General features: G+C 63.1%; 11 protein-coding genes. 7 read left to right on the forward strand and 4 right to left on the reverse strand.

The features are described 5' to 3' along the window. Window positions 1-21 precede the first annotated feature (21 nt). On the forward strand, window positions 22-1,632 hold the full coding sequence (locus ACNKFW_RS20725) for a glycosyltransferase (protein WP_418025574.1): 1,611 nt from the start codon (window positions 22-24) through the stop codon (window positions 1,630-1,632). Window positions 1,633-1,641: 9 nt separating this feature from the next. After that, window positions 1,642-2,541 (forward strand): glycosyltransferase family 2 protein, encoded by a 900-nt coding sequence (locus tag ACNKFW_RS20730; protein WP_051419567.1) that lies wholly within the window; start codon window positions 1,642-1,644, stop codon window positions 2,539-2,541. Window positions 2,542-2,585: 44 nt separating this feature from the next. Here the strand turns inward: ACNKFW_RS20730 and ACNKFW_RS20735 are convergent, their stop codons facing one another. Both ACNKFW_RS20735 and ACNKFW_RS20740 read right to left on the reverse strand, forming a co-directional pair. Continuing rightward, the gene (locus tag ACNKFW_RS20735; protein WP_074990646.1) at window positions 2,586-3,281 is read right to left on the reverse strand and encodes a sulfotransferase; all 696 of its coding nucleotides are present in this window, start codon (window positions 3,279-3,281) and stop codon (window positions 2,586-2,588) included. A gap of 469 nt (window positions 3,282-3,750) precedes the next feature. After that, window positions 3,751-4,887 carry a UDP-galactopyranose mutase gene (locus ACNKFW_RS20740; protein WP_418025576.1) on the reverse strand — a complete coding sequence of 379 codons (1,137 nt, stop codon included), beginning with the start codon at window positions 4,885-4,887 and terminating at the stop codon, window positions 3,751-3,753. A gap of 470 nt (window positions 4,888-5,357) precedes the next feature. On the opposite strand from ACNKFW_RS20740, the gene ACNKFW_RS20745 reads away from it, so the two are divergent. The 5 genes from ACNKFW_RS20745 to ACNKFW_RS20765 all read left to right on the forward strand — a co-directional run bounded on the left by ACNKFW_RS20745 (window position 5,358) and on the right by ACNKFW_RS20765 (window position 11,531). After that, a complete protein-coding gene (locus ACNKFW_RS20745; protein WP_028710187.1) occupies window positions 5,358-6,773 on the forward strand; it encodes a DUF6212 domain-containing protein in 1,416 nt (471 codons plus the stop codon). Between the two features lie 11 nt (window positions 6,774-6,784). Further along, complete coding sequence (locus ACNKFW_RS20750) at window positions 6,785-9,466, forward strand: glycosyltransferase (RefSeq protein ID WP_333484418.1); 2,682 nt, start codon at window positions 6,785-6,787, stop codon at window positions 9,464-9,466. Beyond that, window positions 9,444-10,187, forward strand: a complete 744-nt coding sequence (locus ACNKFW_RS20755) for a sulfotransferase (RefSeq protein ID WP_333484419.1) — start codon at window positions 9,444-9,446, stop codon at window positions 10,185-10,187. The genes ACNKFW_RS20750 and ACNKFW_RS20755 overlap by 23 nt, the downstream gene beginning before the upstream one ends. Window positions 10,188-10,260: 73 nt before the next feature. After that, window positions 10,261-10,902, forward strand: a complete 642-nt coding sequence (locus tag ACNKFW_RS20760; RefSeq protein WP_333484420.1) for a sulfotransferase family 2 domain-containing protein — start codon at window positions 10,261-10,263, stop codon at window positions 10,900-10,902. A gap of 29 nt (window positions 10,903-10,931) precedes the next feature. Beyond that, window positions 10,932-11,531, forward strand: a complete 600-nt coding sequence (locus ACNKFW_RS20765) for a sulfotransferase family 2 domain-containing protein (protein WP_028710188.1) — start codon at window positions 10,932-10,934, stop codon at window positions 11,529-11,531. Between the two features lie 33 nt (window positions 11,532-11,564). Here ACNKFW_RS20765 and ACNKFW_RS20770 read toward each other — a convergent pair whose 3' ends face one another. Both ACNKFW_RS20770 and ACNKFW_RS20775 read right to left on the reverse strand, forming a co-directional pair. After that, window positions 11,565-13,532, reverse strand: a complete 1,968-nt coding sequence (locus ACNKFW_RS20770) for an FAD-dependent oxidoreductase (RefSeq protein ID WP_333484421.1) — start codon at window positions 13,530-13,532, stop codon at window positions 11,565-11,567. Window positions 13,533-13,585: 53 nt separating this feature from the next. Next, on the reverse strand, window positions 13,586-14,710 hold the full coding sequence (locus tag ACNKFW_RS20775) for an ABC transporter substrate-binding protein (protein ID WP_081762201.1): 1,125 nt from the start codon (window positions 14,708-14,710) through the stop codon (window positions 13,586-13,588). Between the last annotated feature and the right edge of the window lie 131 nt (window positions 14,711-14,841).

A 14,841-nucleotide genomic window follows, 5' to 3' on the forward strand; every position in this document is an offset into this window, starting at 1 on the left:
ACGCGCAGCAGCATGACCAGCATGACCGCACTCGCCCCCGTCGGCGAGGATCCAGCCGAGCATATCCAGCGCGAGATCGCCGAGATCGTTTCCATCTATTCCCGCCTCTATCCCACGCAGAGGCTGCATTTCATCCTCTACGAGGGCAATGATCCGGTCTGGAGCGCGCCCAGCGTCATCGAGGGCCCCTTCACCTTCCAGCCCCAGCACGTAAATGCGCAGTTCCTGGGCCAGTTCGAGCGGCCCGGCACCCATCCCGGCGCTGCCAGCGTGACGATCACCCTGTCCATCCCCCGCAAGCCGCTGCCCGGCGAGGTCAAGCAGATGGACGCGCCCTGGGCGCCGATCAGGCGGCTGCGGGCCGTGCACCGGCTGGCGCCGCTGGTCTATGAGAAGATCCGCTATCAGGCGGAAATGCTGCGCAAGCGCCGCTCGGTCAAGCGCCATCCGCGGGTCTCGCTGTTGCGGGGCGACGGGTCTTCCCTGCTGCCGCCGCCGCGGCCGCCGGAAACCGGCAAGCGCCCGGCGATCCTGATCGGCATGCATTGGCTGGAGGTCGGCGGCGCCGAAAAGCTGGGCTTCGACACCATTCGCTGGGCGCAGCAGGCGGGGCTGCGGGTCTTTGTCGCGGCCGGCGTGCCCTCGATCCAGCGCCTGGCCGGGAAACTGCCCGACAGCCCGGACGTGACCTTCCTGCGCCTCGACCGCTATCTGCCCCATCACCTGTGGCCGCGCTATGTCGAGCAGCTGGCCCTGGCCGAGAACATCCGGCTGATCCATATCCATCACTGCCGGCCGCTTTACGAGTCGCTGCCGCAGATCCGCGCCAACCTGCCCTGGGTCGAGGTGATCGACAGCACGCATATCGTCGAATATGCCGATGGCGGCTTTCCGCGCAGCTCGGGCGTCTGGTCGAATTTCATCGACATCCACCACGTGATCAGCAAGGAGCTGGTCGATTACTATCGCGAGCATTTCCATGTCATCGGCAAGGTCCGGCTGGGTCGGATGCTGGATCGGTCCGGGCATCCCAAGGGCCTGCCCGAGCTGAACATGCAGCCCGGCAAGAAGCGGCTCCAGGTCGCCTTCGTGGGCCGGCTTTATTACCAGAAGCGCCCGGTCGTGGTGGCCGAAGCGTTTCGCGCGCTGGCCGCCTGGGCGAGGCGCAACGATGTCGAGCTGACCGGCAAGATCGTCGGCGAGGGGCCGTTCCTGGACACGGTCCGCGACTTGCTGCGCCGCTACGGGCTTGCCGATCGCGTCGCGCTGCTGCCCGCCGATGCGCCGGTGCCCGAGATCCTGCGGCAATCGGACATCCTGCTCTTGCCCTCGAACAACGAGGGGCTGGCGCTGGTCTGCTACGAGGCGGTGGAACAGGGCTGCATCCCCATCTCGACCGATGTCGGCTCGCAGGCCGAGATCGTGCCCCAGGATCTGCTGGTGCCGCTGGAGCCGCAGGCCTGCGTGAAGGGGATCGTCGCGGCGGTGGACCGGCTGTGGCGCGATGCCGCCTTCCTGTCCCGGCAGCGCGAGGCGCTGGTCCGCGCCTGGACCGGCTTGACGGCCGACCCCACCGCCGAGGAAATCCTGATGCCCGTCTATCAAAAGGCGGCCTCGGGCCAGCAGGAGTAGTTTTTCCGGATGAGCGCATTGAGCAAGACCGCCGCGGTGATCGTGACGTTCAACCGTTCGGCCAAGCTGATGAAGGTGCTGGATGCGCTGGACGGCCAGACGCGGCGGCCCGATGTCATCCTGGTGGTGGACAATGCCTCGACCGACGACACCCAGGCCCTGGTCGAGGCGCGTGCCCGCGACGACCTGAGCATCCGCTATCTGCGCCTGCCCAAGAACGTCGGCGGCGCCGGCGGCTTTCACGCGGGGCTCAAGGCCGCCTATGGGTTGGGGGCGCATTATTTCTGGGTTTCGGACGACGACGCCTATCCGCAGCCGGATGCGATCGAGCGGCTGGTCCATGCCATCACCGCCTTCGAGGCGCGGCACGAATGGCGGCCCAGCTTTGCCTGTTCGCGGGTGGAATGGATCGACGGCACGCTGTGCGAGATGAACACGCCGCGCCCGGTCTGGGACTGGCCGCGGTTCCTGCATCCCGAGGCGGCCTGGGCGCTGGTCGATTCCGCCTCGTTCGTGTCGATCCTGATTCCGCGTTGGGCGGTGGAAAAGCACGGGTTGCCGATCGCGGATTACTTCATCTGGTTCGACGATGCGGAATATACCCGGCGGCTGTCGCGGTCCTATCCGGGCATTTTCTGTCCCGAAAGCCGGGTGATCCACGACACGCCGGACAACCGCGGGGTGAATTTCGGCCTCGTGGACGAAAAGAGCCTGTGGAAGTTCAAATACGGCGCCCGCAACGAGGCCTCCTGGCGTCGGCGCGAGGCGGGCCTGATGGGCGTGCTGGCCTATGCCTATGGTGTGCATTTGCAGATGAAGGGCGGCAATGTGCCCTGGCGGATGCGGCGGGAGATCTTCCGGGCGATTGCGAGGGGGATGACCTTCCGGCCGAAGGTGGTGCCAGTCTGATTGCATTGCCAAGAGGTCGCCCAATCAATGGAGGGCGGCCCTTTTTAGTGCGTCAGCTTATTGTTCAGGACGGCACGAATCGCCGCTTCATCCAAAGGCTCGCTGAGCTTGTCGAACAGGGGCCGCAATGCCTGCGGATCGTTGGAGAACTGTTCATAGCGAATCAAGGCAGTAAAATCGGGATTCGCAGCATGGTACTCCGAAAATCGACGATCAGAGCCTTTTACAAGATTTACGACATCGCTTTCGTTCCAATCCTTCCACCAAGCAGATTTTGCCACCGCATCGACATCGCGCGTATTGAAAACGAAGAAAGCATCCTTGAAATGAAAGCGCATGAAATCCAAAACTTCATGCAGCCGATCACCAAATGCATTATAGCGGATCTCCTTGAAGCCAAAATAGCGGCAATCCCTTGGCGGACAAAGGACATGATTTGTAAAGGAGTCGATCATGCCGCGTGCAAACATTATCGGCTTTATCAGATCTGATCCATACCAGGGGTGGCTAGCGGGTTGCTCTGTCTTTCCCCAAGTCTGCTTGGTCATGCGGCAACGAATCGCGGCATTCCAGATGGACTCCATAGCGTTATGGTTCTCGCCACGTATAATGCAGCCTGGAATGGTCATCAGTAGATTCTGAAGCAGAGTCGAGCCTGAGCGCCCGTAAGTAACAATGAAGATATTTCGTTTGAGATTCGGAAAACGGGTATTAAGGTGATGATCGTCTGTGGCTTGCATCTTGGTCGTTCCCGCTTCTGATATGGTTTGAGCAGTCCTGAGGAGGTCTGCTCATGGCATTGTGGAGCCGTTGGCTGATACTAGAAAATCAGAACTTGTGAAAGGGCAAGAAAGCGGCCCCAGAGTCGATCTCCCGCCTAGTAGGCGCATTTTTGCAATGGAATACTCTGCCAAAAAATGCCGAACGCTCGGCACTCTGCATCGGCGACCGGAAATCCCGGCGAATTTCTAAGCATCTGCGGCATTTTCGTCGTGGAGCGCAGAGATTTTCTTGACCTACTCAACTGCCTCGGTGCGAGAGGCATTTTACACACGCTAGCAGGGTCGCTGAAATGTAAGGCTCTCTCTGCATTTATGCGGATACTTGCCCATGGGGCGCATTGCCTGCCGAACGCGGGAACCATCATGCTTACGCATTGTCCTTTCAAACTGCCCCATGAGTAGGGATCCTGCTTCTGGTAACCGTGAATTATATCGGTAATGTAACAAAACTGGGCATCGCCTTTGCCGCCCCCAAAAACACCGCCGCCGTGTCCAGCGCCTCGCGGATGGTCACGTCCATGTCGAGATAGCGATAGGTGCCCAGCCGGCCGACGAAGGTGACGCCCTTCTGCGCCTGCGCCAGATCGACATATTGCGCCAGAAGCGATTTCTCCTCGACCAGGCGGATCGGGTAATAGGGGATGTCGCCCGGCCCGGCGGCGCGCGAATATTCGCGATAACAGGTGCTGGCCTCGTGGCTTTCCCAGGGCGAGAAATGCTTGTGCTCGGTGATGCGCGTCCAGGGCACATCGCGGTCGCCATAGTTCATCACCGCGCAGCCCTGGTAATCGCCCTGATAGGTGAAACGCTCGAAATCCAGGGTGCGATAGCCCAGCCGGCCCAGGCTGTAGTCGAAGAACCCGTCCAGCGGTCCCGACCAGAACAGGTGGTCGGCCTGCTCGGCCATCTCGGGGCGATAGGGGGTCTCCAGCTCGACCGAGATGCGCGGATGATCCAGGATCGCCGCCACCATCGCCGTATAGCCGGCGCGCGGCATGCCCTGGAAGCGGTGGAAGAAATAATTGTCGTCATAGTTGAAACGCAGCGGCAGGCGCTTGAGGATCGAGGCCGGCAATTCGCGCGGCGAGCAGCCCCATTGCTTTTCGGTATAGCCCTTGAAGAACGCCTCGTAGAGTTCCGGGCCGACGAAGCGCAGCGCCTGTTCCTCGAAGCTCTGCGGCTCGGCGATCGAGCGGTCGGCGCGGCTTTCGATGAAGGCGCGCGCCTCGTCCGGGCGCAGGGTCTTGCCGAAGAACTGGTTGATGGTGTGCAGGTTCACCGGCAGCGAATAGACCGCGCCCTGCGAGGTGGTCTTGACCCGGTTCTGGAACGGCACGAATTCGGCGAAGCGGTTGACATAGTCCCAGACCCCCGCGTCGTCGGTATGGAAGATATGCGGGCCGTAAAGATGCAGCATGACGCCCGTCTCGGGGTCGCGCTCGGTATGGCAATTGCCGCCGATATGCGGGCGGCTGTCGATGATGCGGCAATCATGGCCGGCCTCGGCCAACTGGCGCCCGATCACCGCGCCCGACAGTCCCGCGCCCACAAGCAGTATCTTCATCTTCCCTCATTCCCGTTTCCCGCCGCGGCTGCGGAGGGCGCGGATCTTGTCATGGTTGTGCGGCGGAACAGCGTTGCGGTTCGCGCGCCACGGCCCATCTCGCAACGCCGCCCAAGGTCTATAGCATGGGTCGGGGCGATGGCAAAAGCCGGCGCGATGCCCCAATCGGGGGGGATTCGCGGGGGGAATCTTGCCGAGCGGGCCGCGCCAAGGCCAATCCGGCGGCATCCCGCCGCCCGGATGAGCGGTTCTTTGCGCTTTGCCGGCACAGCCAGAGCGCGAGCGGGCGAAACGCTTTGCAAGCCTGACACAAAGTAGCCTTAATACAACCGCATAGGATACCGTCCCGACCGTACCGCGTGCCTGGTTGCCATTCCGACGCAAATGTCGCAAAAACCGACGAGTTTAGTTTGCTTAGTGGGCCGTTTCGCCGCCCTGTCCCCTCATCCCCCACTGTGATCGCCATTCCCATGTCCAAACAATTTGCCTCAATTCTCGTAGCGCCCGAAGATTATGCCGAGGTCCGCGCCCTGTCTCTGCCGGTATCGCTGATCGTCGCATCCGGAACGCCAGACGATGTCGCGTTCAACGACGATGGCGGGCAGGCCCTGCCGCTGGACCAGGTGGCGCTGCGCGTCATCGGCCGCCTGCCGCTGTCGGACAGCGGCAAGGGCCATCTGGCCAAGCTGGCAAGCCTGTGGCGCAGCAAGCTGGATGCCGATGCGCCGGAAGAAATCCCGCTGGAGATGGCCGATACCGCGGATGCCCGCGCCAAGGTGCTGGAATGGCTGGTGGTGCAGATGACCAAGGCCCAGCAGCAAAGCGCGCAACGCTCGACCCGGTTCATGCGCGAACTGGGCCTCTTGCGCCAGCAGCACGAGGAGATCCAGGCCAGCTTCCAGAACCTGGAGCAATTCGTCTATCAGCACGGGCCGCAGCATCGCAAGCTGGAGACCACGCTGTCGCCGGTCTCGGGGCAATTGCCGATCACCCTGCGCAACGGCTCGCGGCTGGTGCAGCGGCTGCCGGGATCAAGCGTCGGGCTGAGCGACATCGCCATCCAGATCAGCAACGAGACGCCGCCGTCCGAGGGGGTGCTGAACGTCAGCCTGCTGAGCCCCGATACCAACGAGACCCTGGCGATCTGGGAGGTGCCGGCGGCGCGGCTGACCCAGGGCTGGCTGCGCTTTTCGCTGGACCGCGCGCTGGGGCCGGACACGATCAGCCTGATGCTGAACATCGCCTATCAGGGCCGGGATACGATCCGGCTGGCCAGCGCCGTCCAGCATCCCGAGCCGCGTTTCCACCCCGAGGTCGACGGCCAGCCGGTCGAGACCCTGCCGGCCTTGCAGATCTGGCGCTGGATCGCCGGGGCCAGGGCGCCGGTGCCGGCGAATGCCTTGATCCAGGTCGGCGGCAAGAACCGCCTGCGCCGGGTCGAGCGGGACACGCTGGCGACCGCGATCAGCCTGGACACGCTGCACGATACCGTGCCGCTGTTCCAGTCCGGCGATGCGCTGCTGGTCCATGTGCTGCCCGACCAGACCGCCTGCGGCATCCTGGCGGGGCTGGCCCTGCCGGGGGTGCGGCAGGTCTTTGCCACGCTTCTGACCCGCCATGCCGAGGCGCCGCCGGTCGAATACCAGCTGGCGCTGCTGCCGCAGGACCAGCGCCCGCACCAGCCCGGCCGCCTGCCGGCCTTTGACCCGGCGCTGGGTTCCGGCTGGATCAGGTTGCAGCCCGAGGAGGAAGGCCAGGCGCATGTCCTGCTGCCCGAATCGCTGGACAGGCCGCATGACATCTATCTGATGACGCGCCTGCCGCGGGGGCATTCCAGCAACCATTACGGCTGGTCCACCTTCTCGAACATCTGCCTGCAGTTCTGAGGGGGATAACGATGCAACAGGTTCTCCTGCGCCCCGATGACGCGGATACGGTGCCGGTGCAGATGCCGCGGCTGGCGGTGGTCGTGCCGATCTTTCGCCATTCGGTGCTGCTGGCCGAGGCGATCGAAAGCGTCCTGGCCCAGCGGGCGGATTTCCCGATCCGGCTGGTCCTGGTCAACGACGGCTGCCCGCATCGCGAGACCGACCTGGTCTGCCGGGAATATGCGCTGAGCTATCCCGACCGGATCACCTATCTGCGCAAGCCCAATGGCGGGCTCAGCGATGCGCGCAACCACGGCATCCGTCACGCGCTGGCGACCTGGCCTTCGGTCGAGGCGATCTACATGCTGGACGCCGACAACCGCCTGCGCCCCGATGCGATGGCCAATGCCATGGCGGCGCTGGCCGAGCATCCCGACGCCGGCTGGATCTATCCCAATATCGACATGTTCGGCCTCAGCTGGAACAGTGACTATGGCGGGGACTATTCGCTGCTGATCCATACCGTCATCAACATATGCGAGGCGGGAAGCCTGATCCGCCGCACGGTCTTCGACGCCGGGGTCTATTTCGACACCTCGTTCAAATCCGGTTTCGAGGACTGGGATTTCTTCCTGACCGCTGCCGAGGCGGGGTTTCGGGGCCACAACATCGACAATTTCGGCTTTCTCTATCGCAAGAGGGCCGAAAGCATGCTGGCCGACTCGGAGCGCGACGCCGAGGCGATCCGCAGCGAGATGCGCAAGAAGCACAAGAAGCTCTTCAATCCGCGTGGGCTGCTGGAACTGGAGCAGAAAGAGGCGCCGCGCTATGCCTTCTTCCTTGCAGATCGCAGCGAGGTTCTGCTGACGGTCGATCCAGACGCCCCGGATGCGCGCCGCCTTCCGATGGCCGAGTTCGAACAGCTCTGGTGGCGCACCCAGACCGACAACAGCCAGCATCACATCCCGCCGATCCTGGTGATGACGCATTCGGCGGTGCTGGACCAGTTGCGCCATGCGCGGCTGCTGCATGGCGTGTTGTGGACGATGGAGCGCCGGCTTGCCGACAAATGCTTCGCCGCGCTCGAGATAGAGCCGCGCGAGGCCGAGCGTATCGGTTGGCACGAGGAGGATGCGCAGGGTGCGACCGAACTTCGTGCTGCCATGGTGATGGTCCGTCCCGGACTGTTTTCCGAGGTGGTCCGTGACAGCTCGATCGCCTGGGTCTCCGGCCTGGCGGCGCGGCCCTGCAATATTCCCAGCGCGAAGCTTTCCCTTCAACTTCCGGAAGTCCTGTTCAACAAGGAAGAAGAACCCTATGTCGCGGCAGCGCATGACCTGGTTGCGCTGGCGGCCCGCTATCAGGCATCGCCATTCCGGGACGCTCTGTCCCGGCAATGGGACTGGCGGGTTCCGGGAATATCCTGGCGCTCCAGGACTCATGAGATCCCCCGGATGCCAACCCGGTCCAAGGCGGCCTATCCGCGTGTCGCGGCGGAGGGACGCCATGTCGGCTTTGCCCTGCCGCTGGTCGAGTTCGGAGGCGTCGAACGCGTTGCGCTGAATGTCGCAAAGGCGATGAAGGCCGAAGGCTGGATTCCGCATCTGTTCATCCTCGACGCCACGAACTGCAACTACAGCCACGAATGGCGGGAGATTTTCGACAGCGTCACCTTCCTGGCAGACCCCGGTTTCAAGATGTGGGAACCGGCCTCATCTTCCTATATCGGGACAGGCGTCCCGGACTGGTCGCGCTTTGGGGATCAAGGTGATGCGACCGCAATGTTCGCCTGGCTGGACATGCTGATCAACTTCCATGGCGGCGCGATTTCCGGCGTCATGGGGCCGCTGCGGCGCCTGGGCGTGAAGACGGCCGTCTCGCTGCATCTGAGCGACCTCAGCCCCTTCCGGCGCCACAATGGCAGTACCTACCTGGGCCTGGCCTTCGAACATGCCTATGATCTGATCCTGCCATGCTCGCACCAGCTTGCCGATTGGTGCCATGCCATGGGCATGCCGGCCGACAAGATCGTGCCGCTGCCGAATGCGCCCAGCTTCGGCCTGCCCGAGGGTGCGGCGGCGCGGATCGCGGCCAGGCGCGCGGATCGGGCGGCGGACGCGCCGCTGCGTGCCATCTATCTGGGACGGCTTGACCATCAGAAGGGGGTGGAACGGCTCGTTTCCATCGTCGAGACGGCCAAGGTGACGCGCCTGCCCATCGAATGGCGGCTGATCGGAAAGTCGGTGATGGCCGACATGTCCCTTGAGATGCCGCGCGACATCGCGACCATGTTGGAGCCGCCGCTGATCACACCCGAGGGGCTGGCGGAAGCCTTCGAATGGGCGGATGTCTTCCTCCTGCCGTCCTATTACGAGGGGCTGCCGCTGACGATCCTGGAGGCGATGCGCTCGGGCGTCATCCCGATCGCGACCGATACGGGTGCGGTGACCGAAGTGGTGCGGCAATGGGAGAACGGGATCGTCCTGTCGCAGGGCGAAACCATCGCCGAGGCGATGTCCGCGCTGACGCGCCTGGCCGGGGATCCCCAGCTGGTGCTGCGGCTTTCGGCGCAGGCGCGTGCCGATGTGCAGGGCCGCGACTGGACCAGCGCCGTGACACCCTTGCTCCGACGGCTGGAAATCATGCAGGCTGCGGAGAAGAAGAAAAAAGAACAAGAAGGGACTAAAGATGGACGCCAGCTTGTATCCTGATCTGCATGCCCCCAAGGACGGTTATGTTTTTGTCGTCACTTATGGGCGGTCGGGTTCGACCCTAACGCAAAGCCTGCTGAACTCCATCCCAGGGTATTGCATCCGAGGAGAGAACGGGAACCTTTTGTATCACTTTGCCCGGGCTGCCAATGTCGTACTGAATTGGGACAATTATACATGGCGTCAGGAACAAAAGGTAAAGCCCCCCGAGAGGCGACACATATCTTTGAGGGACACTCTGGGGACGCCCAAGGATCCCTGGTATGGCGCCGAGAATGTCGATGCTGATCATTTTTCGCGTGCAATGATGGATTTATTTGTAAGAGATGTGCTGAAGAACCCGGATGGCGTCAGGGTTTCCGGGTTCAAGGAGATACGATTTCACGAAGACAAGAAGTTTTTCCAGACATATCTTAGCATCATTAAAGAATATTTTCCCAAGGCAAGATTTATCTTTCAGACGCGAGACCATGAAGCGGTATCAAAATCTGGATGGTGGAAGAACGGGGAAAAGAGCGATGTAATTGCGATGGTGAAGGGTGCGAACAGCATGTATGACGAGTTCAGCAAGCGGAACCCGGACATATGCTACACCATAAAATATGAGAGATATGCAGAAGGCGCGCCTTACGTTTCTGAAATTTTCGACTTTCTTCAGGAGAAGCCTGATTGGGACAAGGTGTCGGCGATACTTGGAAAGAAGCTAACTCATTGCAATTGACGGCATCTTGGCGCGTGGGGTGGATGCGCTAGGGCAGGCATGAGTTAGTCAACTGAAAACGCAGAGAAGAAGAATGGCAATCATCATTGATAAGATAAACCTATCTTACTTTCCCGTGCCAAAGGTAGCTTGCACGTCGCTAAAGCATGTATTCTATTTCATAGAGAATGAAAGGGAATTCCATCCCTCTACCAAGAACGGTATGGTTTTCCACATACATAACTATTACCCTTCTGTACCTTTTCAGAACAATCCACATGATAGGTTGCGGCATCATCACAGAGTGTGTGTGGTGCGAGATCCGATCAGAAGATTTTTGTCAAGCTATAGCAACCGAGTTTGTTTTCATAAAGAACTTAGCGAAAAGCGCCTATCTCCAAATGCGATCTCGGCTGGTGCGGAACCAGATCCCGATCTTGAAGTTTTTGTGGAGAAACTGGAAATTTACAGGGAACATTCGAAATCTATCCGGGATCATACCGCGCCGCAGGTGTCTTATCTTGGGAGTGATAAAGATTACTATTCCAAGATATATCAAATGAGTGAACTGGATGATCTGGTGTTAGATCTTTCTGCGCGAGCAGGTAGCGATCTGGAGTTGCCCCACAAGCAAGCGGGTGGCCCCAAGATAAGTGCTGATAGCCTTTCGTCCAATGCTATTGAGAAGATAAAAAAGTTCTACGACGAGGACTATCAATCCTATGATTTTCTTTAAGAAGGAAGGGTTGTTCATGCGGGGGAGTCGTGCCCTTCATCCAGCATAACGGCAAGCGTATCCTCTTCATCCATATCCCGAAGGCGGGGGGCACCTCGGTCGAGAGCTGGATGAAGGGCATCGCCCCCCTGCGGCTGTTTTCCATGGGCATCCCCCATGCCAGCCGCTGCACGCCGCAGCATTATCGCGCGCAGGATATCGAGGCGCTGCTGGGCGAGGGTTTCTTCGACTACGCCTTTACCATCGTGCGCAACCCCTATCACCGGATCGAAAGCGAATACCGGATGCGGGCGCAGCTGGCCAAGGACAGTTTCTGGAAGGGCCTGCCCGCCTTTTCGCCCTGGGTCGAGGAAAACCTCGACCTGCAGCGCCGCGCCAAGTTCCATCTCGACAACCACCTGCGCCCGCAATGGGAGTTCCTGGGCAAGGATGTCGAGGTCTTCAAGCTGGAAGACGGCCTTGCCGCGCCGCTGGCGGCCGTGGCCGAGCGGCTGGGCGTGGCCCCGCCCCAGCAGAACCCGCATGAATTGCGCTCGGACCCGCTGGAGATCGAATGGAGCCCCGCCGACCGCATCCGCGTGCGCGACCATTACGCCCGCGATTTCGAAACCTTCGGCTACCAGCCCTAGCCCGTCAGCCCCGACGGGCGGCCGCCGTGCCGCTCAGAGCCGCGAGGCGATCTCATGGGCCTCCCGCGTCGCGGCAAGGATGCGGCCCGGCACATAGGCATCGCCCAGCAGCAGGGGTGCGATGGCCCCCTGCGCCTGCAGGGCCTCGGCCAGCGCGGTCTCGGGCTCGGCCCCGCAGGCAAGCACGACGCTGTCGAAACCTTCATGCAGCGATTCGACGCCGGAATAGACATTGCGCGTCGTCACCCGGCCGGGCGCGATGGCGGTGACGCGTTCCATGACGCGCAGCTCGGCGCCGGCGGCGGTCAGCCGGGCCATGATCGCACCGATGGAATATTTCCCCACCAGCGGCGCGACGGCCGGCGTCTGATAGAGCAGCCGGACATGCGCGCCGCGCTCGACCAGCGCCGAGGCCACGGTCAGGGGCTGCATGTGATCCTCGCGGGCGATGACCAGCGCGCTCCGGCCGGCCTGCGCCCGTCCCGCCAGCAGGTCGCGGCCTTCGATCACGAAGGGCAGCTCGGCGCCCGGAACCCGGTGCCGGCGCGGGCGCGAGCCGGTGGCCAGAAGCAGCACATCGGGCGAAAGCGCCAGGATCGCCGGCGGATCGGCCTCGATCCCCAGGCGGATGTCCACGCCGGCGGCACGCAGCCGGTCGTGCTGGCGGTCGATATAGGCCAGGAACTGCCGGTTCTCGGGCACGGCGGCGGCCAGCCGCATCTGCCCGCCCGGCGCCCCGGCCCGTTCCAGCAGCACCACCGCGTGACCGCGTTCGGCGGCGACTGCGGCGGCCTCCATCCCGGCCGGGCCGGCGCCGACCACGACGATCCGGCGCGGCTGGGCGGCGCGGGCAGGGGGCGGGTCGGCCTCGCGGCCCGCGCGGGGATTGACCGCACAGCCGAAGGGCAGCTTCTCGACCGAGACCGCGTGCAGGCAGTCGTTGCAGCCGATGCAGGGCACGATCTGCGCGCTGCGGCCCTGGCGCGCCTTGGCGACAAAGGCGGGATCGGCGAAAAAGCCGCGCGCGACGCCCACCACGTCGGCATGGCCGCGAGCCAGCACGGCCTCGGCCGCCTCGGGCGAATCGGCGCGGCCGCTATAGACCACGGGCACGGACAGGGCGGCGCGATAGCGGCCGGCCATCTCGGACCATTGCGCGACGCCGTAGAGATGCGGCTGGATATAGCTGGGCGCGCCCCAATTGTTGCCGATGACGCCGTGGAAGAAGTCGATATGCCCGGTCGCCTCGACGGCGCGGGCGATGGCGATGCCCTCGTCCAGATCGTAGCCGCCTTCGAAAAGCTCGTGCATGTTGAAGCGGATGCCAAGGGTCAGGTCGCGCCCCACCTCGGCGCGGATGGCGGCCAGCACGTCGATCAGCAGCTTCAGCCGGCCTTCGGCGCTGCCGCCGTATTCGTCCTGCCGGTGGTTGGTCGCGGGCGACAGGAACAGTTGCAGCACGTCCTCGTGGTTGGCGTGCAGCTCGATCCCGTCCAGCCCGCAATCGCGCACGGTACGGGCGATCAGGGCGTAATCCTCGATCATGCGGGCGATCTCGGGGCGGGTCAGGGCGTGGGTGCCGGCATTGTTGGTGTAATTCGCCAGCACGCCCGAGGCGGAATGCGGCATGGCGCCCTGGTTGATGATCTGGGCCGTGACCACGGCGCCATGGGCGTGGATGTCCTCGGCCAGCCGTGCCATCCGGTCGCGATAATGCGGGTTGTGGACGCTGCCGCGCAGGATGGCGCCCAGCCCCGAGGGCGCATAGCCGCGCGGCACGATGCGGTTGTCGATGAAGGTATTGACGCCATCGACCCAGCAAAGGCCGTTGCGCACCCGTTCGAGCCAATAGCCGGCAAAACGCTCGGCCTCTTTCGGCGAGGCCAGTGGATCGGCGATGATGCGGCCATGCGGCGGCGCCATGATCCGGTTGGAAAGCTGCATGTCCCCGATGCGCAGGGGGCGGAAGATATGCGGGAAATGCCGGGGCTCGGCCGCCATCGTGTTCACTCCATCTGGGTGGGGCGCGGCGATCTTGCCGCACCCTGCCGGGGTCATTCGGTATAAAGCACGGCGGCGCCGTTCCTGATCTGCACCACGTTGCTGCCGCTGACCGGCGAGCGGTCGTCGACATAGCTGTAGGAGCCGCTGCCGATCACCGAGGCCACGTCCCTGGTCGCGCTCAGCGCGTCGCGGATGGCGTCGCGCCCGCTTTCGGGCCCGGCGGCCTTCATCGCCTCGATGGCCACGCGGCCGATGGTATAGCCAAGCGCCGCCCAATTGTCCGGCGCCCGGCCGGCATGGGCTTCGAAGTTCCGCGCGAAGGCGACCGAGAAGTCGTTGAACCCGCCCGGCACCCAGTCGGACAGCATGTAGACGCCCTCGGTTGCGCCGCCGCCGGTCTGGGTGAACTCGGGCGAGGAAAAGGTGTTCATGCCGAAGATCTGGACCTCGTCGCCCAGCCCGGCCTCGCGAAGCTGGCGCACGATATTGCCGCCCTGCGCCGCCATGGCCGAGATGAACAGGCAGTCGATGTCCTGCCCGGCGATCTTGGTCGCCAGCGTCGAGAAGTCGATGTCCGAGGAGGACACCGATTCGCTGGACAGGACGGCGACGCCCTTGTCGCGGACCAGATCCTCGAAGGCGGCGCGCAGGGCGACATAGACCTCGATCTCCTTGATCGAGACGGTCGAGCATCTTTCGACCTTGCGGGTGTCGGCGGCGAAATCGGCCAGGTAGGACATCATCTGCCGCGGCGGCTGCGTGCTGATGAAGCCCCAGGGCCCGGCGGCGGGAATGTCCAGGTTGTTGGTCAGGGTGACGATGGGCAGTTCCAGCCGGTTGCCCAGCTCGGCCCCGGCGATGGCGACGGCGCCGCTGGTCGGGCCCAGGATCATCCTGACCTCCGGGGCATTGGCGTGGCGGGTGATCAGGGTCAACGCCTGGGTGCGGTCCGAGGCATCATCCTCGACCAGGACGCGGACGGATTTTCCGGCGCCGAACTCGGCCTTTTCATTCGCCTCGGCAAAGGCCATTTCCATGCCCTCGGACACGCCGGCGCCCATGAAGGCGGCCGGGCCGGTCAGGGACTGCATGATGACCACGGTCGGCTGCTCGGCGATTGCCGGCGTCGCAAGCGCGATCAGGGCCGCGCCGGTGGCGGCGATCATTCGTTTCATGATTCCTCCCTTGTATTTTTGTGCACATTTATGATATTTGTTTCATCAGTCAAATATATTTTTGATTTGTGCAAGTTTTGGCGCAAGCGGGACTTCTCTCCGTTTTGGCCACGCCGTGCGGCCAGATCTCC

The organism is Paracoccus sp. TD-10 (assembly GCF_048270675.1).
Taxonomy (GTDB): Bacteria; Pseudomonadota; Alphaproteobacteria; order Rhodobacterales; family Rhodobacteraceae; genus Paracoccus; species Paracoccus pantotrophus.

What these genes read in the sequence shown, in the direction of transcription:
- ACNKFW_RS20735 (WP_074990646.1), bottom strand. Translation starts at nt 3,281, where the DNA reads ATGCAAGCCACAGACGATCATCACCTTAATACCCGTTTTCCGAATCTC.
- ACNKFW_RS20775 (WP_081762201.1), bottom strand. Translation starts at nt 14,710, where the DNA reads ATGAAACGAATGATCGCCGCCACCGGCGCGGCCCTGATCGCGCTTGCG.
- ACNKFW_RS20750 (WP_333484418.1), top strand. Translation starts at nt 6,785, where the DNA reads ATGCAACAGGTTCTCCTGCGCCCCGATGACGCGGATACGGTGCCGGTG.
- ACNKFW_RS20755 (WP_333484419.1), top strand. Translation starts at nt 9,444, where the DNA reads ATGGACGCCAGCTTGTATCCTGATCTGCATGCCCCCAAGGACGGTTAT.
- ACNKFW_RS20730 (WP_051419567.1), top strand. Translation starts at nt 1,642, where the DNA reads ATGAGCGCATTGAGCAAGACCGCCGCGGTGATCGTGACGTTCAACCGT.
- ACNKFW_RS20740 (WP_418025576.1), bottom strand. Translation starts at nt 4,887, where the DNA reads ATGAAGATACTGCTTGTGGGCGCGGGACTGTCGGGCGCGGTGATCGGG.
- ACNKFW_RS20725 (WP_418025574.1), top strand. Translation starts at nt 22, where the DNA reads ATGACCGCACTCGCCCCCGTCGGCGAGGATCCAGCCGAGCATATCCAG.
- ACNKFW_RS20745 (WP_028710187.1), top strand. Translation starts at nt 5,358, where the DNA reads ATGTCCAAACAATTTGCCTCAATTCTCGTAGCGCCCGAAGATTATGCC.
- ACNKFW_RS20770 (WP_333484421.1), bottom strand. Translation starts at nt 13,532, where the DNA reads ATGGCGGCCGAGCCCCGGCATTTCCCGCATATCTTCCGCCCCCTGCGC.
- ACNKFW_RS20760 (WP_333484420.1), top strand. Translation starts at nt 10,261, where the DNA reads ATGGCAATCATCATTGATAAGATAAACCTATCTTACTTTCCCGTGCCA.